Below are 21596 nucleotides of genomic sequence, written 5' to 3'. Positions count from 1 at the left end.
GGAGACCGACCATGCCCAAGACCGTTCCTGAAAACGAAGCCCGCCAGGGGCATTGGGGCTGGCATGCGCTCAGGATTCTCGTCGCCGGGCTGCTGCTGGTATTCATCGCCTGGGGCGTAGCCGAGATTTATGGCGTGTTGATCAAAGAGCCGAGCACCGAGCAGCAGCACGTCCCACAACCTCCAGGGACCGAGCAGGCGCCTGCTCCCAGTGGTCAAACACAGTAGTTTGAAGTCTTCGGCCCATTCAGGCTGCCTTTGCCTGCGCGCTGCTTCTAGGGACCAGCACGTTAAGGGTCGCCGGATGGATTTCGACCGTGGTTTCGCGTTCCAGCTTGACCAACTCTCCGTCCATCACCGCCTTGAACTTGGTCGGCGACGAATGAATTTTCAGCACGGCCTTGTCAGCCTGGTGGATCTCGACATGTTCGCTTTGGCGCCACCGGCCGCGCAGCATGGCAAGCAGCAATTTTACCAAGTCACGGCGCCGGCGCGCAACGCTGACATAGATGCCAAGCATGCCGCCGGCCGGATTGTCCGCATAAGGCAGATGGCCCTCGCCGAACAGGTTGTTGCTGATGCCAATTCCGGTCGCGCGGGTGATGATGTCGGTCTTGCCGATGGTCAAGGTCACCTTGAGGGTGCGCGGGTTCTTGATCGTTGCCCATGCGGCGCGAACCGACGCCCGCATCTTTCCCAGCCGCGAGCCAAAATCCATCTTCTCGCGGAGCTGGACCATTCTGGCATGCATGCCGATTGAAAATTGATGCACGAAGGGACGGCCATTCGCGGTCGCCATATCGACCGCCTTGACCTCGCCGTCGGTAAAGGCCTTCAAGGCGGCTTCCAGTGTCTGGGGGATGCCAAGGCTGCGCGCGAAAAGGTTCATCGTACCAGCCGGCAATATGGCCAACGCCTTCTTCTTGTTCATCAGAAGCGAGGCGGCGGTGGACACCGTTCCGTCGCCGCCTCCGGCGAGCACGACATCGACGTTGCGCCTGGCTATGGCCTTTTCCAAAGCCGTAGCGATTTCGCCGCCCGCAACGATGTCGATCTGAACCGAATGGCCAGCCGCTTCCAGAAGCTCGCGGACCCGGTCGGCAAAGGCTGCAACATCGGTCGTGCGCAGGGTGCCCCCGTCCTTGTTCAGCACCGCAGCAAACCGCATGCCCCTCTCCGTCCTGCTATTGTTAGGCCAAAAACGAGCTCTCAGCCGGAGGCTGAAACGGAAAGGGGCCGCCGAAGGTTCCGCGTCAGGGAGCAAGTCAAGCGCCGTGGACGGGCGCCGTTTGGAACAAGGCTCCCCTCACGACGTTGTGAAATCGTGGAATATTGCCGCGCTCGCCCTTGCGTTGTGCGAGGCCGCGAACGCGGCGCGTAGGAAATCAGGCACGAGGAGAGACGATCATGATCCGCACTCTTTTTGCAACGACCGCGCTTGCAACCCTCCTAGCAACCGGGGCCTTTGCGCAGAACACAACGCCTGCACCGGCGCAGGCGCCCGCCACCGAAACCCCCGCGCCCGCCGCCGAGACCCAAGCTCCAGTAGTACGTGCAGACGGGGCGCTGATGACCAATATCATCGGTGAATCCGTCTATAATGGGACCGGCGACGATGCCGAAGACATCGGCAAGGTCGACGACGTCGTTTTCGATGCAAGCGGCAACGTAAAATCCGTCATCATCGGCGTCGGCGGCTTTCTTGGCGTCGGCACCAAGGATGTCGCCTTCGATTACAACAAGCTGGAATGGGCCGAGAAGAACGGCGACCGCTGGCTCGTAGCGAAGACGACCAAAGACGAGCTGAACGCGCAGGCGGCCTTCGATCGCAAGGCCTATGATCTGGCCCCGGCGCAAACGACCGATGCCACGCAGCCAGCGACCACCGACACCGGAACGGCGCAAGCGCCCGCTCAGCCGGCCCAGCCGGTAGAGAAGGCTGAAGGCAATCTCGCCACCAACATCATGGGCGAGTCGGTCTATAACGGCACCGCCGACGACGCCCAAAAGATCGGCGACGTCAACGACATCGTTCTTGCCAAGGACGGCAAGGCCGAATCCCTCGTGATCGGCGTCGGCGGCTTCCTGGGCATTGGCGAGAAGAATGTTACCTTCGACTTCGCCAAGGCCAAATGGGCGGAGAAGAATGGCGATCGCTGGTTGATCGCCGAGACGACGAAGGAAGAACTGGAGGCCCAGCCGGACTTCAACCGCAAGGCTTATGATCCGGCGCCGGCCGCAGCCACCACGGCTTCGAACACTGCTCCGGCAACGACCACCCCTGCCGTGACCTCGTCCGACACCACGGCCGACAAGGAGGCCAAACCGGCTCAGCCGGCCCAGACGACGGCTGAGACCAAGCCCGCGGCGCCGGCTGCGAATACGACGGCTGAGAACAAGCCGGCCGATACCGGCACAGCCGCCACCGACACGACCAAGACAGCCTCGATCGACAAATCGACGTTGAACGAAATGCCGATGGGCAACATCAGAGTCGACGACCTGAAGGGCACCACGGTATACGGCGCCAACGATGTCGAGATCGGCGAGATTGGCGATGTCGTGCTGACGCCCGACAACAAGCCGGATGCGGTGGTTATCGATGTCGGCGGTTTCCTAGGCATCGGCGAGAAGGAAGTCGCCCTCGGCATGGATAAGCTGAAGTTCATGACCGACAAGGACGGCAATAAGTATCTCTACACCAACTTCACCAAGGAGCAGTTGGAGGCGCAGGCAGCCTACGACAAGAGCTCCTATGCCGCAAACCGCGACAAGCAGAGGATGGTCCTGCAGTAAGGGACCAGGCAGCGGGCAGCGGGCAGCAGGGAATACGCGTTTCGCTATTCCCTGCTGCCTGCTGTCTTTCTCACATGGCCGACCACTCCGTCCTTTGTCAGCTCCGCCAGCGCGAGTGATTGGTCGAGATGGTTGGCGCGCCAGGTGAGCATCTTCTCGGCGAGTTCCACGCGCACCGGCAGATAGGCGGGGTCGTGCGCGACGTTGCTCAACTCGTCCGGATCCTTAGACAGGTCGAAGAGAAGCGGCGGCAGGCCGCCGCCGAAATGGACATATTTGAAAGCCTCGGTGCGAAGGACGGCAAGGTTGCAGGCGCGTGAGCCGATGCCGAAATGCCGCTCGGCTTCGCCGTCGGCGACCGAGCGGAAATCGAATTCCCAGTGCGCCGCGTCGCGCCAGTCGGCCGGCTCCTCGCCGTCGAGCCAGGACGCCAGCGACCTGCCGTCGAGGTGCGGTTCGGGTGCTGCGCCGATCAGGTCGAGCAAGGTCGGGAAGACGTCCACCGCCTCGGTGAAACGATCGATGGATGCGCCGGCCGCATTTGTCCGACGCGGATCGCGCACGATCAGCGGAATGTGGTAGCTGGCGTCGAAGAAGCCGCCTTTGCCAAGCATGAAGTGGTCGCCCATCATCTCGGCATGGTCGGAGGTGAGCACAACCACAGTGTCATCCCAACTGTCGGCCGCCTTCAGCGCTTCCCAGATGCGGCCGAGCTGCGCGTCGAGCTGGGAGATCATGCCGTAGTAAAGCGCACGGATCCGGCGAAAATTCTCCTCGCTCCAATCCCGCACCTTGCCCTCGACGCCGGGAACGAACTTCGTCCGCTTCTGCAGGCCAAGATCGTATGCGAGGTAGGGGTGGCTTTGCGCCTCGGCCTGCCAGTTCGCCGCGCGCCGGAAAGCGGGGCCGTCGGCCGGGTCGTACATGGTGTTGTAGGGCTGCGGCACGATGAAAGGCGGGTGCGGGCTGATGAAGGAGATGTGCGCGAACCACGGCGCCGACTGCTCCTGTTCGCCAAGCCAGCGGATGAATTCGCCGGCCAGGAAGGCCGCCGGCGTCTGGTCCTTCGAATAGACCGGCGGCGCGTTGCTTACATCATCGCCGACCTTGCCCTGCTTGCCAGCCGGACGATGGATGCCCGGTGCCCCGGCGCTCGTGTCGATGCCGCGCGTCCGCAGCCAGGACAGCCACTGCTTCTGATGTTCGGGCAGCAACTGCCGGACGCTGAAGCCGGGCAGCACGCCTTCATAACTCCTCAGCCGCGGATCGCCGGCCGCAAGCCGGCGCGGGTCCGGCGCCACATCGGTATAACCGAACAACGTGGGGTCATAACCCACCGCGCGTGCGGAAAGCGCGATGTTACTGTGGCGGGCGTCGAGCGGCGAGCCGTTGCGGCAGACCCGGTTGTTCATCTGATAGAGGCCGGTGTAGAGGCAGGCGCGCGCCGGCGAGCAGGGCGCCGCTCCACCGTAGTGGCGCTGGAACAGCACGCCCTCGGCCGCGAGCGCATCCACATGCGGCGTTTTCACTACCGGATGTCCCGCCGCCGACAGACAATCGCCGCGCCACTGGTCGCAGGTGATGAGAAGAACATTCGGGCGGCTCACTCGGTTCTCCAAACTCTTCTCCTCAAGATGGTGCGCCCGCTCATGGAGCCGAAATTTCCCGATCGGCGCAAGGAGGCAGTTCATCAATTGGTGAACATCGGTCTTATGGCCGTTCACTTTTGTGATACAGTCCATTCTGAGTTTGGTCGCTTTGCCGGGCCCGGCGCTATCCTCATATTGCGGTGGACAGCGGCAAGGGCCGCAGCAAGGATAGGGAAGGAGCAAGACCATGCTCAATCAGATCAAGGGCCTGCATCACGTTACCTCGATGGCAAGCGATGCGCGCCGCAACAATGAGTTCTTTACCAAGAAGCTCGGCCTGCGCCGGGTGAAGAAGACCGTCAATTTCGACGCACCGGACGTCTATCACCTCTACTATGCCGACGAGTTCGGCACGCCGGGCTCGGTGATGACCTATTTCCCGTTCCCCGACATCGGCAAGGGCCGGCATGGGGTGGGTGAGGTCGGCACCACCGTCTTCTCAGTGCCGGAAGGCACGCTCGGCTATTGGGAAAAGCGCTTCGCCGACGAGGGCGTCAGCGGTGTTGGCCGCAGCGAAAGCTTCGGCGAGAAGCGGCTTGCCTTCACGGGCCCCGACGGCGACAGTTTTGCGCTGGTCGAAGACAAGGCCGACGGCAGAGCGCCCTGGGTGAAGGGCGGCGTCCCCGCCGATGAGGCGATTCGCGGCTTCCACTCGGTCGCGCTGAGACTGAAGGACGGCGGCGCCACCGAGGAGCTGCTGAAGTTCATGGGCTATGAAGAGGTCGACAAGTCCGGCAATGTCCGCCGGATGGCGATCAAGAACGGCAACGGCGCCGACGTCGTCGACATCGAATCGCTGCCGGGCGCCGGCTTTGCCAATCTCGGCGCCGGCTCGGTGCACCATGTCGCCTTCGCGGTCGAGAATCGCGCGCGGCAGCTCGAAGTGCGCAAGGCACTTGTCGACACGGGTTACGGCGTGACGCCGGTCATCGATCGCGACTATTTCTGGGCGATCTATTTCCGCACGCCGGGCGGCGTGCTGTTCGAGGTGTCGACCAACGAGCCGGGCTTCAACCGCGACGAGGACACCGCGCATCTCGGCGAGGCGCTGAAGCTGCCGACGCAGCATCAGCATCTGAGACCCTATCTCGAACAGCATCTCCAGAAGCTGGAAGACTGACGCCATGAGCAAGGACGCCTACATCCACAAAGTGCTGCCCGGTTCGCCGGGCAGCGCGCTGTTGTTCATCTTCCACGGCACCGGAGCTGACGAGAACCAGCTTCTGTCCTTCGGTCGCGAGCTCGCGCCTTCGGCGACGTTAGTCTCGCCGCGCGGCGATGTGTCGGAGCAAGGTGCCGCCCGTTTCTTCCGCCGCACCGGCGAAGGCGTCTACGACATGGACGACCTCGCGCGGGCGACGGCCAAGATGGCCGGCTTCGTCAAGGCGCATGTCGAGGCGGCAAAGCCCTCGGCAGTGTTCGGCCTCGGCTATTCCAACGGCGCCAACATCCTGGCCTCGGTGGTGTTCGCCGAGCCAGGACTGTTCGATGCCGCGGGGCTGATGCATCCGCTGATCCCGTTCGAGCCGCAGGTGCAGGGCAGCCTTGCCGGGCGCCGCATCCTGATCACGGCCGGCAGGCGCGACCCGATCTGCCCGCCGAACCTGACAACGCGGCTGGAGGCCTATTTGCGCGCCGACGGGGCCAATGTCACAGTGGAATGGCACGACGGCGGGCACGAGGTGCGGCCGAATGAAATCGAAGCCGCGCGGCGGCTGTTCGCCCTCACGCCCGCCAGCGAAGGAGGCGCAAAAAATGGCTGACCAACTGCCCGAGATTGAACTGGAAGATCGCGGCTCCAAGGGTCGCTACCTGCTGCGCGGACCGGGCGGCGCCGACGCCGAAATGACCTTCACCAAGATCGGCGAGCACCAGCTCATCATCGATCACACCGAGGTGCCGGATGTCTTTCGCGGCCAGGGCGCCGGGCTTCGCCTGGTAACCCGCGCCGTCGAGGACGCGCGCGCGGCGGGCAAGAAGATAATCCCGCTCTGCCCCTTCGCCAACGCCCAGTTCCGCCGCCATCCGGAATGGGCCGACGTGCTGAAATAGTAGCACTTGTCTTCCCCTTCTCCCCCGGGGAGAAGGGGGCCGCGAAGCGGCCGGCTGAGGGGAGTTCCAGGGAAAACCGACGTCTCACTCCGCTGCAGCGCCCTAAACCGTCTCGGCGCCGCGCGCCGATCCACCGCCCGGGGGCGAGCGACGCGTCTCGCCCCGTTCTTCGGAGCCCGCAAGGGGAGAAGGAAGAGAGCCGCCCAGCCATAAATGCGAACACGCGTCTGGCATTTGCGCAGTTCGGCCATCTTGCCTAATTAGACAGATCACCTGGGATTCTCCCGCCCTGATCCGCCACCTCAAAAAAGCGAATGGCCTGATGACCGAATCCGACCTCATTCCCGTTTTCGATGGCCACAACGACACGCTGCTCAGGCTCTACCAGTCGAACGAAGCCGATGTCGAAAAGCTGTTCATCGAGGGCACGCCGGGCGGTCACATCGACATGCCGCGCGCCAAAAAGGGCGGTTTTGCCGGCGGCATGTTCGCGATCTTTCCGCCGCCGATCGAAAAGACCAAGCGCAGCGCCGTGCCGCCGGCGCCGAGCGACAACGAGCCACTGCCGCCGGAACTGCCGCGCGCCGAGGCGGTCACTTCGACCATCGGCATGGCCTCGATCCTGTTCAGGCTGGAGCGCGCCGGCGCGCTCACCGTCTGCCGCAGCGCCGGCGATGTGCGCGAGGCGATGGCGAATGGCTCGATCGCCGCGGTGTTCCATATCGAAGGCGTCGAGGCGATCGATCCCGAGCTTGCCATGCTCGACGTGCTCCATGCCGCCGGGCTCCGCTCGCTGGGGATCGTCTGGAGCCGGCCGAACGCCTTCGGCAACGGCGTCCCGTTCCGCTTTCCCTCGTCGCCCGATACCGGGCCGGGCCTGACCGACGCCGGCAAGGCGCTGGTCAAGGCATGCAACCAGCTCAGGATCATGATCGACCTCTCGCATCTCAACGAGAAGGGTTTTCGCGATGTCGCCGCGCTCAGCGATGCGCCGCTGGTCGCGACCCACTCCAACGTGCATGCGATCTGCGGCCATTCGCGCAACCTCACCGACTGGCAGCTCGGCGCGATCCGCGAAACGGGCGGCATGGTGGGCCTGAACTTCGCCACCGGCTTCCTGCGCGAGGACGGCCGCATGAATGCCGACACCAGCCTCGACATCATGCTGCGCCACATCGAGTCGCTGTTGCAGGCGCTGGGCGAGGACGGTGTGGGTCTCGGATCCGATTTCGACGGTGCCATGATCCCGGCGGTGATCGGCGACGTGGCAGGCCTGCCGAAGCTCCTCGATGCGCTCGCCGCTCGCGGCTTCGGGCGCGCGCTGATCGAGAAGATCGCTTATCGGAATTGGCTGCGTGTCCTTGAAAGGACGATCGGATAAAGTGACAATCTTGGACGTTCGGAATTGGGCCAGAACGCTCCCCCAACGTCGTCATCCTAGGGCGAAGCAGGAGCGCAGCTCCGTCGCGCTGCGGGCTTACGCACCCAAGCGCTTAAGCCATTCCTTGCCGACACCGCGGTCGCGGATGATCGGCAAGGGGTCTTCATGGTCGAGCCGAGCGCAGATGCGGTAGACCTCCAGCGTGTCGGCATCCATCTCGCCGCGCTTGAAGAAGAACATCGCCGCCGCATAGCGGGTGCGGCCGGACCACATCTCGCCGAGCGGCGTGTTGACCAGCTGCCACTGCTCGGCCGCTTCCGCCTCCGCGTCCAGCCTGTCCGCATCCCCTTCCACGTCAAAAGTCCGCCGGCGGGTTGGCGGTGCGGCGATCGAGCTTGATGAACGGCCGCGGCACTACTTTCGCCCGCTTCATCAGCTTCTGGTATCGCAGCTCGCGCAAGGCGTAGATCTCGACCCAGAGGTCGTCGACGACCGTATCACCATAAGGCCGTTGCAAGGAGGCGATGGCGATGTTGCGCTTGGCCATGGGCGACCACATCGCCGCGCTGACGAGCCCGACCTCCCGGCTCTTCTTCCAGTAGACGATGGCGTGCTCGGCCGGGATGTTGCCTTCGATCTCCAGCCCGACCAGCACATGGCGCAGCTGCTTCTTCGCCCGCGCTTCGAAGATGGGGCGGCGGCCGTTGAAGTGGCCTTTGTCCGGATCGACCATGAAGCCGAGGCCGATCTCGTCCGGCATGCGCAGGCGGTCGGCACGGATGGCGTGCTCGGCAGTGGTGAAGTCGGCATTGGCGACGATCAGCCCGGCTTCTAGCCGGGCGCGATTGAGCGCCGTGTAGCCGATGGCGCGGATGCCGCGCAGCCCGCCCGCCGCCATCAGCCGGTCCCATAGGCTCAACGCCTTGTCCGCCGGCACGAACAGCTCGTAGCCGAGATCGCCGGTGAAGCCGGTGCGCGAGATGGTGATGGCAGCGCCGTCATGCGCGAAGTCGGCGAGGTCGAAAACCTTCAGCCGCTCGATGCCGGCAAAGCCGGCGTCGCGCAGGATGGCGAAGGAGGTTGGGCCTTGCAGCGCGAGCCCGGCGACCGCTTCGGTTTCTTCCTCGACGCTGACCTCGTAGCCGATGGCGCTGTCAAGCAGCCAGGGCAGATGCCGCTCCTGCGAGCACAGCCGAAAGCGCGTCGGCGACAGCCGGAACAGCGTGCCGTCATCGAGGACGAAACCTTCGTCGTCGCACCAGGCGGTGTAGTGGACGCGGCCCGGCTTCAACCTAGTCACGTCGCGCAGCGTGACACGGTCGAGATAGGCTTCAGCGTCCGGACCCTCGATCCGGTATTTCGTCATCGGCGAGATGTCGAGGAGTGCCGCCTGGCTGCGAATGGCAAAATATTCCAGCTCCTCGTCCCAGAGCGAATGCGGCGCGCGGTAGCCGGCCCAATTGTACCAGTCGTTTGTCAGCGCCAGCGCGTCGATGCGCGGCTGGAAAGGTGTGCCGAGCCGAAGCGTGCGGAAGTGGGATTGCGCAAGGGTGCGGGCGGAATTGATTTTCACATGACGATTCATGTCGGCGGCGTAGAGCGCTGCGTTTGTGAATGGCGAAATCATCTCATGCCCTTATCGCGATGATGCGGCGTGCGGCGTTGAGGCCGGGGGCGCCGGAGATGCCGCCGCCGGGATGCGAACCGGCGCCGGCAAGGAACAGCCCTTCGAGCGGCGTGTCGTAGCCCGACCAACCGGAGACCGGCCGCGACATCAGCATCTGGTCGGCCTGCAACTCGGCGTGGTGCCAGTGACCGCCGGGCATGCGGTAGCGTCCCTCGATGTCGGCCGGAGTCAGCAACTCGGCATGACGCACCGTGGCGCCGATGCCAGGCGCATAGGCTTCGAGCTGCGCCATGATCGCCTTGAGGAATTGCGGCTTGCCGGCGGTCCAGCCCTGTTTCAATGCATAGGGCGCGTACTGCACCACGGCCGAGAGCACGCAGGCGCCGCAGGGTGCCAGCGAAGGATCTATCAGGCTGGGCAGCGTGATCTCCATCACCGGCTCGGGCGAGAACTCGCCATATTTCGACGGGTTGAAGGCGCCCTCGACATGGTCCGGCGAAGGCGCGATGACGAGTCGGCCCTTGTGGCCAGCGGCGTCGACGCCGGCAAATTGCGGCGGCCGGTCGAGCGCGAGATGAAGCTTCGCCGCATCGCCCTTCATGCGGATGTTCTTCATCTTGCGCACGAAACCGGTGTCGACCTCGCGCGGCCCGGCCAGATCGAGGATCGTGGTTGCGGGATTGATTGCCGAGACGACGGCTTTTGCGCGCAGCGCTTCGCCGCCCTGCGTGACGACACCGACGGCGCGGCCCTTCTCGACGACGACCTTGGCGACCGGCGAAGCCAGACGGATCGAAACCCCCGCTTGCTCGGCCGCCGAGCGGATGGCGGCAACGACCGCGCCCATGCCACCCTTGGGCTGTATCTGCGCGCCGGCGAGCCCGCCGATCTCGCCAGCGAGCCGATAGTAGAGGCCGAGCAGCGATGTCGGCGAGCGCGGACCGAGATGGCTGCCCAGTGTCGCGTCGAAAGCGAGCAGGCCTTTCAGCCTGTCGTCGGAAAGCTGCTCGTCGAGCAAGTCGTAGACGTTCATCAAGAGCACGCGCAGGAAGTCGCGCATGTCCTCCTTGCCGAGCTTCTTCAGCGCCAGCGCCGTCTGGCCGAGCCCGGTCATTTCGGCGAGCGACATGCCGGCAAGGTCCGGCGGACGGCGCGACAGGAAGGGTTTCAGCACGCCGGCGTAGCGCAACAGCTGCGCGCGCAGGTCGCGCCAAGCCGACTGCTCCGACGGGCTGGCGCCCGTCAGCGCCTCGCCATAGGCGCCGTGCAGCACCAGCGGGCCGTCTTTCGACAATGCGATCGACGGCACCAAATCGCCGCGCTCGATCTTCAGCCCGTGGCGCTCGAGCTCCAGCGTCTTCACCACATCGGGATGCAGGCGGTTGAGCAGATGAGCGACCGAGGAGACGCGAAACCCCGGCGCGAATTCCTCGGTGCGCGCCGCGCCGCCGACCTCCTTGCCGGCCTCGAGCAGCAGCACCTTGCGTCCCGATTTCGCCAGCGTGGCGGCGGCGACCAGGCCGTTGTGCCCGCCGCCGATGACGATCGCGTCCCAATTCGTTTCAGATGACGTCATGGGCCGGGCTCATATGCAGGGTTGGTTTGGCGAGATCGCGCAGGATCTCGGCGGCGGCGTTGCGTCCGGGCGCGCCCATGACGCCGCCGCCCGGATGCGTGGAGGAACCGCACATATAGAGCCCGCCGACCGGCGAACGGTATTGCGCGTAGCCCGGCACCGGGCGATTGAACAGCAGCTGGTCGAAGGTCAGTTCGCCTTGGAAGATGTTGCCTTCGGTGAGGCCGACCTCGGCCTCGATCTCGCGCGGCGTGCGCACCTCCATATGGACGATGCGGTCGCGGAAGCCGGGCGAATATTCGGCGATCTGCGCAACCACGCTCTCGGCGAAGCCGTCGCGGTCGGCGTCCGTCCAGTCTCGGCCGCCAATTTTGGGCGGCGCGTATTGCACGAAGCAGCTCATGAAATGTTTTCCCGGCGGCGCCATGGTCGGGTCGAGTGTGGTCGGGATCACCATGTCGAGGAAGGGATCGGCCGACCAGCGCCCGGCCTTCCAGTCGTCATAGGCGCGCTCCATGCGCTCGATTGAATCGGTGAAGTGCATGTCGGCGCGATAGACCGGCGAATCCTTCGGCAGAGCCGGGAATTGGGGAAGTGAATCCAGCGCGATGTTGACCTTGCCGGACGAGCCGCGGATCTTGAAGTTCCTGACCCGCCGAAGGAAGATGTCGGGCAGCTCCTTCTCCTCGACCAGCTTCAGGAAGGTGCGCTTCACGTCGGCGTTTGAGACGACGAGCTTGCCATAGACCTCTTCGCCGCCGGCCAGTACGACGCCCTTGGCCCTGCCGTTCCTAATCAGCACGCGCTCGACCTCGGCGCCGGTGCGGATCGTGCCGCCGGAGGCCTTGAACGAGGCGGCGAGCGCCTTGGTCACGGCACCCATACCGCCACGCGCATAGCCCCAGGCGCCCACCGAGCCATCGACCTCACCCATATAGTGGTGGAGCAGGACATAGGCCGTGCCGGGCGACATGGGCCCAAGCGCCGTGCCTATGATGCCGGAGAGCGCAAAGTTCGCCTTGATGACGTCGGTCTCGAAATACTCGTCGAGGAAGTCGGAGATCGACATCGTCCAGAAGCGCAAGGTCAGCGCCATTTCCTCAGCGGTGAGACCGGCGAATTTCTTGCCGAGATAGAGCAGCTCGCCAAGATCGCGCGGCTTGAAGCTGGTGGGATCGGGCGCGGTGCGCATCAACAGCGGCTGGATGAAGCGGCACTGCCTTGTGACGTCGCGCGAATAGCGGTCGTAGGCCTCGGCGTCGCGCTTGGAGAAGCGGGCGAATTCGCGGCGATGCGCATCGTGGTCGCGGTAGTTGGCGAGATAGTCGCCGTCGCGCGTGAACACCGCGCCGCCTTCATAGGAGATCACCTGCAGGCCGAAGCGCGGCAGCTCCAGATCGCGCATGATCTCGGGCCGGAACAGCGAGCAGACATAGGAGCAGTTGGAGTAGAGAAAGCCCGGCGTCAGCTCGCGGCTGGTGGCCGCACCGCCGACCCAGTCGTTCTTCTCGACCACCAGCACGTCGAGCCCGGCGCGTTGCAGATAGCCGGCGTTGACCAGCCCGTTGTGGCCGCCGCCGATGACGATCGCGTCCCATGCCTTCATGTGCGCTCAACCTCCCTCCGGCCGTCCGTTGTTGGGTGCGATTTGTTCCCTGATCAGCCGAATTTGGCACGGGTCACGGTTTTTTGTCCAGCCATTTTGAATGAATGTTCAACAAATGGTGTTGCGTTTCTGCGTTGATGCGCTAGGCTTTGCCCCGCATTTCTGGTGTTCCGCTAGCGCGAAGGTGACTTCGGCATTTGAGGCTCAGTCCGATGATCGAAACGGCTAACGCCGAGCCGGAATATGACGACGCGGCCATTCGCCTCGAGGCGCTCTGGGGCGATGGCTACCTCTCCCCGGGCGGCCCGGACGAAGTGGACCGCGTGGTCGAAGGCCTCTCGCTCAAGGTCAAGACGATCCTCGATCTCGGCTGCGGCGCCGGCGGCGTCACGCTGGATCTGGTCGCGCGCCATGGTGCGGCGCATGCGACCGGTTTCGATGTCGAGAGGCCGGTGATCGAGACGGCAAAGCGAAAGGCGGCTGCGCAGGGTCTCCAGGACCGCGTGAGCTTCGTCCAGGGGCCGCCGGGACCGCTGCCTTTCACCGATGCTTCCTTCGACGTTGTCTTCTCCAAGGACGCACTGCTGCATGTCCGGGACAAGGATGCGCTGTTCGCCGAGATCTTCCGCGTGCTGAAGCCCGGCGGCGTCTTCGCCGCGTCGAACTGGATGATCTCGCACGACGGCGAGCCGTCTGCGGACATGAAGACCTATCTCGCGGCGGAAGGCTTGTCCTTTGCCATGGCTTCGCCGGCGCGCTACGCTGAGGCGATGCGTCGTGCTGGCTTCCGCGACATCAGCGTCCGCGACCGCAACGCATGGTACAGCGAGGTGGCGCGGGAGGAACTGGCGCGCCTGAAGGGGCCACTCTATCAAGCGCTCGCCGCCGCGGTCGGCGGGGGCTATGTCGACAAGAACATCCGGACCTGGGAGGCGATGCAGAAGGTGCTTGACAGTGGTGAGCACCGCCCCACTCATCTGCGCGGTTGGAAGCCGGTCGGATAGCCGGCAATGCTGGAGACCGTCACGCTCATGAAGAATGCAGAGGCCAGGGATGCCTTGCCCGAACCGGCACGAAAAGGAGACGCCGAGAAGCGCGGCCGCAAGGCTTCGAAAGAAGTCAGGCAACTCCAGTTGATCGAGGCGACGATCGATTCACTGGCCAAGCGCGGCTATGCGGAAACGACGATGGCCGATGTGGCCGACGGCGCGGGCCTGTCCCGCGGCATCGTCAACTTCCATTTCGAAAGCAAGGAGAAGCTGCTCGTCGCCACGCTGCAATATATGTATGACGAGTATTCGGCGCATTGGCGCGCGGCCTTGCAGAAGGCAGGCGACGATCCGGCGCGGCAGCTGCAGGCGCTGGTGTGGGCCGACTTCGATCGCTCGATCTGCAACAAGCGCAAGCTCGCCGCCTGGTGCGCCTTCTGGGGCGAGGCCAAATCGCGGCCGACCTACCAGGCGCTGAGCAGCTCGCGCGACGCTTACTACCAGCAGGTGTTCATCGATCTCTGCGCGACGCTCAAGCAAAGCGGCGGCTATGCCTATGAGCCGCAGGTCATGGCGCTGGCGCTATCGGCCATGCTCGAGGGCCTGTGGCTGCGGTTGATGATGGGCACCCAGGACACCACGCGCGAGACCGCGCTGCAGGCGGCCAACGCGTTCCTGGCCGCCGCCTTTCCGAAACACTACGATTAACGTCAGCCCGGGGTTAGCAACAGCCGGCCAGCAAGACCGGCAAGACCAAAGAGGATGGAACAGCATGAAGAAACTCAGCCGACGCCTGACACTTACTTTGGCGCTCGCCGGCGCGCTGGCGTCTTCGGCGGCAGCGTTCGCCGTTGCCGCCGACAAGGACCTCATCGTGTTCGACTGGTCCGGCTATGAGGACCCCAGCTTCCACGGCAAATATGTCGAGAAGGACGGCGACTCGCCGACCTTCGCCTTCTTCGGCGATGAGGACGAGGCATTTGAGAAGATCCGCTCCGGCTTCAAGGCCGACCTCGGCCATCCGTGTTCGCAAAGCGTGGTGAAGTGGCGCGAGGCGGGGCTGTTGCAGCCGCTCGACACTTCCAAGATCGCCGGCTGGAAGGATCTCAACCCCGGCATCATGGCGATGAAGGACCTTGCCACCACCCCCGACGGCAAAGCCTGGTTCATGCCTTGGGACTGGGGTGACACGCAGCTCACCTTCAACTCCGACAAGATCGCCGAGAAGGACGTGCAGTCGCTGAAGGCCTTCGCCGATCCCAAGTATAAGGGACGCGTCTCGATCGGCGACAATGTCGACGACGCCTATGCGCTGGCCAGCCTCGCCATCGGGCTGAAGGACTGGACAAAGATGACGGACGAGCAGTTCAAGCAGGCGTCCGATTTCCTGCGCCAGGTGCACAAGAACGTGCGCTCCTACTGGACCGACACCACCGACATCGTGCAGCTGCTCTCAGGCGGCGAGGTCGATCTCGCCTGGGCCTGGAACGACGCGGCGGTGCAATCGCAGGCCGCCGGCGTGCCGATCAAGTCCAAGAAGGATACCGACGAGGGCATCTCGACCTGGGTGTGCGGCTATGTGCTGTTCAAGGACGCGCCCGGCAACATTGACAAGGCCTATGACTATCTCAATGCCGTCAACGATCCGGAAGTCGCCAAGGTGCTGGTCAAGGACTGGGGCTACGGCCAAGCCAACGCCAAGGGCATGGCCGGTGTCGACCAGGCGGTGCTCAAGGAAAAGGGCTACGACAACGTGGAAAAATGGGTCGACAAGACGCTGTTCCAGCAGCCGCTGCCTTCCGAGCTCAAGCTGAAGATGATCGCCGAGTTCGAGAAGATCAAGGCCGGCTATTGAACAGCAAGACCGAAAGCACCGACGTTGCAATCGTCGGCGCCGGCTTCACCGGCCTGTCGGCCGCGCTCGAATTGAAGCGCGCCGGCATCGATTTCCTTGTCCTGGAAGCGCGCGGCCGCGTCGGCGGTCGTGTGGAAGGTGCGCGAAACGGGCTCGGCGAGCTGATCGACAGCGGCGGCCAGTTCCTGTGCGAGGACATGCCGGAGTTGATGGCGCTGGCCAGGGCGCGCGGCAAGACCTTCGTCAAAACCTTTGTCGATGGCGATTTCATCACCCATCCACCGATGTCGGTCGACCAGGCCGGACAGACCTATGTGACCGCGATGGCGATCCGCGACCGCATGAACTGGACCGAGCCTGACGATCCCGCGATCGCCGGGCTGACCGTCGCCTCCTGGCTCGAACGCCAGACCGATCCGGTAGATGCCAAAGCCGCCTTCCGCTCGATGATCGAAGGACTGTGGTGCCTGGCGCTGGAAAAGGTGCCGCTCTGGTACCTGATCGACAATGATCGCCGCATCACCAACGAAGTGCCGGAACTGCAATATTCTCTGCGCGAGACCATGCAGTCGCTGGCCGCGGACCTGGCGGGCGATCTCGGTGACCGGCTGCGGCTGAACGAGCCGGTCATTCGCGTCGAGCGCGGGCCGTCCGGCGTTCGTGTCGTTGCAGGCGGCGGCGCCGTCGAGGCGCGCGAGGTCCTGCTCGCCCTGCCGCCTGCGACGGCCAACAGGCTCGACTTTCGGCCTGCCTTGTCAACGGCCTTGAAGAAGGCGCTTGGCGTCTGGGAAAGCGGCGCGGTGGTCAAGATCCTCGTCCGCTATGCCAGGCCGTTCTGGCGCGAGCGCGATCTGAGCGGAATGGTTATGTGGCGCGACATGCCGGGCCTGTTTGCCTGCGATGCCAGCAGGGATGCCGAGCATGCAGCGCTCGTCGTCTTCATCGGTGGACCGCTGGCGCTGCGCTGCCGCAAGCTGGGTGCTGCGGCGTTGCGCGCCGAGGTCATTGCGAAGCTCGCGGATGCGCTCGGTCCGGACGCGGCCGATATTCTCGATTTCAGCCAGCGCGACTGGACGCATGACCGCTGGAGCGGCGGCGCCTATAGCGATCTCATCGTCGACGTGACGGCAAGAGATGCCGAGCGCACGATCCTTGCCGGCGCGCCGCCGATCCATTTTGCGTCGTCGGAAGTGTCGCCGTCCTTCCCCGCCTATGTCGAGGGCGCGATCGTGGCCGGACGCATCGCCGCCGGGAAGATTTTGGCGCGGCTTCAGTCTGCCATCGCCACCAGGGCCTCTGGGTCGTAGGCGAGACGGATCGGCGCGCCGACCGGAATGTCGTCGGCGCCGAAATCATTGGTCTCGGTCACCGAGAGCGGCTTTTCCAGCCCCGGGATCTCGACGATCAGATGCGTGATCTCGCCGAAATAGTGGCGCTCGACCACCGTGCCGGCGACCTCGAACTTGGCCGTCGCATTGTCCCAGAGCACGCGCAGCCGCTCCGGCCGGATGCCGAGCGTCGCCGCGCCGCCGTTGCGCACGAAGACCTTCGGCTTGTCGGTCCTCACACGCCCGAAGCCAAGCGTGTCGACAACCAAGGACACGCCGTTCTCCTCGACGATCTCGGCCTTGACGAAATTCATGCCGCCGAGGAAGTCGGCGACCTGGCGGTTGACCGGGCGCTGGTAGATTTCCTTGGGCGAGGCGACCTGCGCGATACGGCCGCCGAACATGACGGCGATGCGGTCCGACATGGCCAAAGCCTCGTACTGGTCGTGCGTGACCAGCACGAAGGTGATGCCGACCGCCTGCTGCAGCCGGCGCAACTCGACCTGCATCTGCTCGCGCAGCTTCTTGTCGAGAGCCGATAGCGGCTCGTCGAGCAGCAGCACCTTGGGACGCATGACCAGCGCGCGGGCCAGCGCCACGCGCTGACGCTGGCCGCCGGAGAGTTCGGTGGCGCGGCGCTTGCCAAGGCCGGTCAGCGACACCTGCGCCAGCGCCTCCTCGACGCGGCGCTGTTCTTCGCCGCCCTGCAGTTTCAGCCGCTTCAGCCCGTAGGCGACGTTCTGCTCGACATTGAGATGCGGAAAGATCGCGTAGCTCTGGAAGACCATGTTGGTCGGACGCCGGTTGGCGGGAATGCCGTCCATCGGCTGGCCGTCGACGGCGATCGAGCCGCTGGTCGGCGTATCGAAGCCGGCGATCATGCGCAAAAGCGTGGTCTTGCCGCAGCCGGACGGCCCGAGCAGCGAGAAGAACTCGCCCTCCCTGATCACGAGCGATGCATTGTCCAACGCCTTGAACGCGCCGTAGCTGCGCGTGACGTCGCGGATCTCGATCATGGCGCGATCGGACATCGTTCGCTCGGATTGGACCCGCTCAAGCATAGAGGCCTCTCTCGTTCTGGGTGCGTCTCGCCGCGCGGCGGCGCAGGATCTCGGCAACGGTCATCAGCACGAAGGACGCCGCCAACAACAAAGTACCGAGCGCCAGCACGCCGGGGAGCTTGGCCGCGAAGCGCAGCTGTCCCCAGATGTAGATCGGCAGCGTCGCCTCGGTGCCGGTGAGGAAGAAGGCGATGATGAACTCGTCGAGCGAGATGGTGAAGCAGACCAGCAGGCTGGAGATGATCGCCGGCGCCACCATCGGCAGCGTCACCCGCCGGAAGGTGCCGAAGGCGCTTTCGCCGAGATCGGCGGAGGCTTCCTCGAGGCTGCGGTCGAAACCTTCGAAGCCGGAGGTCAGCACCGTCATCGAATAGGGAATGCAGACCAGCACATGCCCAAGCACGACCGTGAACAGCGACAGGCTCAAGCCCAGTTGCAGCATCACCAGGAGCATCGAGATGGCAACGATGACCTCGGGCAGCACCAGCGGGGCCATGATCAGCCCGTTGACGGTGCGGCGGCCGGGATAGCGGTAGCGGGTGATCGAACGGGCGGCGAGAATGCCGAACACGGTCGACAGGATAGCCGCCGAGACGCCGACAACCAAGCTGTTCCAGGTGGCGTCGATCAGTGCCGGCGTGCGCGGCAGGTCCTGGTACCAATGCAGCGTGACGCCTGAGAGCGGGAATTTCGGCGTCGCCGCGGTGTTGATCGAGAAGATCGGCAGGAAGATCACCGGCAGATAGAGGAAGAGGATGTAGAGCGCGGCGTAGCTCGACAGCCAGCTTGGCAGGTAACGTCTGATCGCCGTCATCGCGCCAGCCTCTGCAGCGCGCGGATGACCAGCACCGCGGCGCCGGCCATCAGCGAGACGATGACCATGGTGGTGACGGAGAGTGCTGCGCCGAGCGGCCAGTTCGACGCCTTGCCGAATTGCGCCTGGATGGCGTTGGCGATCATGACGCCGTCTTTGCCGCCGACCAGCTTCGGCGTGACGTAGTCGCCGACGGTCGGGATCATGACGATCAGCGCCGCTGAGATGACGCCTGGCGCCGACAGCGGCAAGGTCACGCGCAGAAAGGAGCGCAGCGGCCCGTCGCCGAGGTCGGTCGCCGCTTCGACCAGGGTGCGGTCGACCTTCTCCAGCGAAACGAAGATCGGCAGGATGGCGAAGGTCGCCCAGGCGTGAGTCAGCGTGATGATGACGGCGCTGGAATTGTAGAGCAGCGCAGTCGACGGCTCGTCGATGATGCCGAGGCCCATCAGGCCGGAATTGAGCACGCCGTTGTAGCCGAGGATCACCTTCCACGACATCACGCGCAGCAGGTAGCTGGTCCAGAACGGGATGGTGATGAGGAACAGCCAGAGGCTCTTCTGGCGGCCGCCATGGAAGGAAATGAAATAGGCGATCGGATAGGCGAGCAGCACGGTGAACAGGCTGACCGTCAGCGAGATGTAGAGCGAGCGCCAGAGCAGGTCGCGGTAGATCGGCTCGGTCAGCGCGATCCGATAATTCTCCAGCGTGAATGTGTGGTCGATGGTCAGGTAGTCCTGCGTCCAGAAGGAATGGGCTATAACAACCAGGATCGGCAGGACGAGAAGGATGAGCGCGTAAAGGAAAGTCGGGCTGATCAGCGCAATGCCCTGGACGGCTTCCGACTGCAGAAGGGGACTTCGTCTGGCTCTCGCCATGCGCAGCGGGGGCGACCCTTCCGCGGCGGCCGTCATTGCAGCGCTCCGGGCGTGATTGCAGTTGCCGGCTCGGACTGTCCCGCCATACGGCCTTCCCATTGATCGGCGCCGACTGCCTGTTCCCAATTTATGTGCCCGGAGCGATCACTCCAGACTTGCCGGCTTTCTTTCATCATGAGCGCATCCGCCGATTGAAATCAAGCGCTATTTCTGCAATATTGATTGAATGGACATTCAAAATGAAGTGACGAAAAGCCGAATTTCCATGGCTTTCCGCTTCGTTTCATGTCTCTGGAAATCACCGCAACGGACCATGCGAGGCTAAGATGGCGGCTGCACGAGAGATCAAGGCGAGGGAAGTTGTCGAGCCCGGGGACGACGATGCGGTCGAGCTGGCCAAGCGCCATCTGGTCCAGCCCTGGCCCTATGCCGGTTCGGTCGGCGCCGAGGCACGGGCGCTGATCGGCGAGGGCGAGGGCATCTACATCACCGACGCATCCGGCAAGCGGCTGATCGACGGTCCGGCCGGCATGTGGTGCATCAATGTCGGGCATCGCCGCGAGGAACTGGCAAGGGTGATGTACGACCAGGCGATGGCGCTGTCCTACAACACGCCTTGGTATACGATGAATGCGCCCTCAGCCGAGCTTGCGAGACGCATCGCCGATGCCGCTCCCGGCGATCTCAGTCACACCTTCTTCACCACCGGCGGCTCGTCGGCGGTGGAGACGGCGCTGCGCTTCATGCAGTTCTACAACAATGTGCGCGGCAGGCCGGAGAAGAAGCTGATCATCAGCCGCGGCGGCGCCTATCACGGCTCGACCTACCTGTCGGCCTCGCTCAACGGCCGCCCGCGCGACCGGCACTGGATGGATGGTGCCGACGAGCTGGTGATCAAGCTCTCCTCGCCCGATCCGTTCCGACGGCCGAAGGAGATGAGCATCCACGTCTTCACCGATTTCCTCGTCGACCAATTCCGCGACACGGTCGCGCGCGTCGGCGCCGGTCGCATCGGCGCCTTTGTCGGCGAACCGGTGCAAGCTTCGGGCGGCGTCGTCGTGCCGCCGGATGGATACCTGAAGCGCATCCGTGAGATCTGCCGCGAGAACGACATCCTCTATGTCTCGGACGAGGTGGTGACCGGCTTCGGACGGCTCGGCCATGTCTTTGCCTCTGGCGACGTGTTCGGCCTCGACCCGGACATGATCACCTTCGCCAAGGGGGTGACCTCGGGCTATTTCCCGCTTGGCGGCGTGATCATCTCGGAGCGGCTGCTGGAGGAACTGCGCCGCTCCAACCATCCCGATGCGCTGTTTGGCCATGGCCTCACCTACACCAGCCATCCGATCGGCTGCGCCGTCGCGCTGAAGAACCTCGATCTTTTGGAAGAGGGCGTGCTTCAGCATGCGCGCGAGATCGCGCCCTATTTCCAGGCGCGCCTGAAAACGCTCGAGGAACTGCCGCTGGTCGGCGAGGTACGCGGCGCCGGCCTGATGGCTTGCGTCGAATGCGTCGCCGACCGCGAGAGCAAGGATCCGCTGCAGCTCGACAAGGATGTGGGAAAGCGTATCGACGCGCATTGCCATGAGCTCGGTCTCTTGGTGCGGCCGCTGATCAACATGTGCGTGATGTCGCCGCCGCTCATCATCAGCCGCGAGCAGATCGACGACATGGTCGCGATCCTGCGCGAAGGCATCTCGCGCACGATGGATGATCTGAGGAAGGAAGGCGTCTGGCGGGGGTGAGAGAGCGCCCCTCTCCCCGTTCTACGGGGAGTGTAGCCGGCGGGTGAGGGGCAGCGCCAGCTTGCGAGATTCAGTTCAGACGCTCCCTGAGGTTCGGGAGCCAGAGCCAATTGTGAGGCGCTTGCACTGCCCCGCCCTTCGGGCACCTTCTCCCCGTGTAACAGCAGGGGAATCGCAGATAAGTTGATTGGCTATTGCCAAGCCGGAAAGAAAGGATTCTTGAGAGGCTTTCTCGTAGCA

Annotated in this window: 20 protein-coding genes; 11 read left to right on the top strand and 9 right to left on the bottom strand. The window is 64.3% G+C overall.

What is annotated here, in order from left to right:
- Nucleotides 1-11: 11 nt before the first annotated feature.
- Complete coding sequence (locus P9228_RS28905) at nt 12-227, top strand: hypothetical protein (protein ID WP_067002134.1); 216 nt, start codon at nt 12-14, stop codon at nt 225-227.
- Nucleotides 228-246: 19 nt separating this feature from the next.
- On the opposite strand, the gene P9228_RS28900 is transcribed toward P9228_RS28905, so the two are convergent.
- On the bottom strand, nt 247-1167 hold the full coding sequence (locus P9228_RS28900) for a diacylglycerol kinase family protein (protein WP_278056852.1): 921 nt from the start codon (nt 1165-1167) through the stop codon (nt 247-249).
- Nucleotides 1168-1406: 239 nt separating this feature from the next.
- Between P9228_RS28900 and P9228_RS28895 the strand changes: the two genes are divergently transcribed.
- Entirely contained in the window at nt 1407-2795 is a 1389-nt protein-coding gene (locus P9228_RS28895; RefSeq protein WP_278056851.1) for a PRC-barrel domain-containing protein, read from the top strand.
- Between the two features lie 44 nt (nt 2796-2839).
- Here the strand turns inward: P9228_RS28895 and P9228_RS28890 are convergent, their stop codons facing one another.
- Entirely contained in the window at nt 2840-4402 is a 1563-nt protein-coding gene (locus P9228_RS28890; protein WP_278056850.1) for an alkaline phosphatase family protein, read from the bottom strand.
- A gap of 229 nt (nt 4403-4631) precedes the next feature.
- Between P9228_RS28890 and P9228_RS28885 the strand changes: the two genes are divergently transcribed.
- From P9228_RS28885 to P9228_RS28870, 4 genes are all read left to right on the top strand, one after another.
- Complete coding sequence (locus P9228_RS28885; protein ID WP_095799849.1) at nt 4632-5564, top strand: VOC family protein; 933 nt, start codon at nt 4632-4634, stop codon at nt 5562-5564.
- 4 nt (nt 5565-5568) lie between these two features.
- Nucleotides 5569-6207, top strand: a complete 639-nt coding sequence (locus tag P9228_RS28880) for an alpha/beta hydrolase (RefSeq protein ID WP_095799850.1) — start codon at nt 5569-5571, stop codon at nt 6205-6207.
- Nucleotides 6200-6496 (top strand): GNAT family N-acetyltransferase, encoded by a 297-nt coding sequence (locus tag P9228_RS28875; protein ID WP_278056848.1) that lies wholly within the window; start codon nt 6200-6202, stop codon nt 6494-6496. Before P9228_RS28880 ends, P9228_RS28875 begins: the two co-directional genes overlap by 8 nt.
- Before the next feature lie 322 nt (nt 6497-6818).
- A complete protein-coding gene (locus P9228_RS28870; RefSeq protein ID WP_067319258.1) occupies nt 6819-7877 on the top strand; it encodes a dipeptidase in 1059 nt (352 codons plus the stop codon).
- A gap of 96 nt (nt 7878-7973) precedes the next feature.
- Here the strand turns inward: P9228_RS28870 and P9228_RS28865 are convergent, their stop codons facing one another.
- From P9228_RS28865 to P9228_RS28850, 4 genes are read right to left on the bottom strand one after another with little or no spacing between them, the layout of a single operon-like run.
- On the bottom strand, nt 7974-8231 hold the full coding sequence (locus tag P9228_RS28865; RefSeq protein ID WP_082953643.1) for a hypothetical protein: 258 nt from the start codon (nt 8229-8231) through the stop codon (nt 7974-7976).
- A gap of 1 nt (nt 8232) precedes the next feature.
- Nucleotides 8233-9462, bottom strand: coding sequence for an aminomethyltransferase family protein (locus P9228_RS28860; protein ID WP_278056919.1), 1230 nt, complete (start codon nt 9460-9462; stop codon nt 8233-8235).
- Nucleotides 9463-9505: 43 nt separating this feature from the next.
- On the bottom strand, nt 9506-11080 hold the full coding sequence (locus P9228_RS28855) for an NAD(P)/FAD-dependent oxidoreductase (RefSeq protein ID WP_278056847.1): 1575 nt from the start codon (nt 11078-11080) through the stop codon (nt 9506-9508).
- Nucleotides 11067-12686 carry an NAD(P)/FAD-dependent oxidoreductase gene (locus P9228_RS28850; protein WP_095799854.1) on the bottom strand — a complete coding sequence of 540 codons (1620 nt, stop codon included), beginning with the start codon at nt 12684-12686 and terminating at the stop codon, nt 11067-11069. Before P9228_RS28850 ends, P9228_RS28855 begins: the two co-directional genes overlap by 14 nt.
- A 212-nt stretch (nt 12687-12898) precedes the next feature.
- Between P9228_RS28850 and P9228_RS28845 the strand changes: the two genes are divergently transcribed.
- The 4 genes from P9228_RS28845 (at nt 12899) to P9228_RS28830 (ending at nt 16837) form a co-directional block, all read left to right on the top strand.
- Nucleotides 12899-13690: a class I SAM-dependent methyltransferase gene (locus P9228_RS28845; protein ID WP_278056844.1), complete on the top strand. Its 792-nt coding sequence runs from the start codon at nt 12899-12901 to the stop codon at nt 13688-13690.
- Between the two features lie 6 nt (nt 13691-13696).
- Nucleotides 13697-14383 (top strand): transcriptional regulator BetI, encoded by a 687-nt coding sequence (gene betI / locus P9228_RS28840; protein ID WP_067319249.1) that lies wholly within the window; start codon nt 13697-13699, stop codon nt 14381-14383.
- A 64-nt stretch (nt 14384-14447) separates the two neighbouring features.
- Nucleotides 14448-15530 carry an ABC transporter substrate-binding protein gene (locus tag P9228_RS28835; protein WP_067001264.1) on the top strand — a complete coding sequence of 361 codons (1083 nt, stop codon included), beginning with the start codon at nt 14448-14450 and terminating at the stop codon, nt 15528-15530.
- Nucleotides 15527-16837: a flavin monoamine oxidase family protein gene (locus P9228_RS28830; protein WP_164888341.1), complete on the top strand. Its 1311-nt coding sequence runs from the start codon at nt 15527-15529 to the stop codon at nt 16835-16837. The genes P9228_RS28835 and P9228_RS28830 overlap by 4 nt, the downstream gene beginning before the upstream one ends.
- Here the strand turns inward: P9228_RS28830 and P9228_RS28825 are convergent.
- Genes P9228_RS28825 through P9228_RS28815 form a run of 3 tightly spaced genes read right to left on the bottom strand, consistent with a single transcriptional unit; the run spans nt 16801 to nt 19647 of the window.
- The gene (locus P9228_RS28825; RefSeq protein ID WP_278056918.1) at nt 16801-17874 is read right to left on the bottom strand and encodes an ABC transporter ATP-binding protein; all 1074 of its coding nucleotides are present in this window, start codon (nt 17872-17874) and stop codon (nt 16801-16803) included. The genes P9228_RS28830 and P9228_RS28825 overlap by 37 nt on opposite strands.
- Before the next feature lie 37 nt (nt 17875-17911).
- Nucleotides 17912-18733 (bottom strand): ABC transporter permease, encoded by an 822-nt coding sequence (locus P9228_RS28820; protein WP_278056841.1) that lies wholly within the window; start codon nt 18731-18733, stop codon nt 17912-17914.
- A complete protein-coding gene (locus tag P9228_RS28815; RefSeq protein ID WP_278056840.1) occupies nt 18730-19647 on the bottom strand; it encodes an ABC transporter permease in 918 nt (305 codons plus the stop codon). The genes P9228_RS28820 and P9228_RS28815 overlap by 4 nt, the downstream gene beginning before the upstream one ends.
- A gap of 290 nt (nt 19648-19937) precedes the next feature.
- Here P9228_RS28815 and P9228_RS28810 point away from each other — a divergent pair, with 290 nt between their 5' ends.
- Complete coding sequence (locus P9228_RS28810; protein WP_278056839.1) at nt 19938-21356, top strand: aminotransferase; 1419 nt, start codon at nt 19938-19940, stop codon at nt 21354-21356.
- Nucleotides 21357-21596 lie beyond the last annotated feature (240 nt).

Source organism: Mesorhizobium sp. WSM4898 (assembly GCF_029625845.1).
GTDB lineage: Bacteria > Pseudomonadota > Alphaproteobacteria > Rhizobiales > Rhizobiaceae > Mesorhizobium.
Note: the sequence above shows the minus strand (reverse complement) of the source record. Positions and strands in the feature narration are given on the sequence as shown.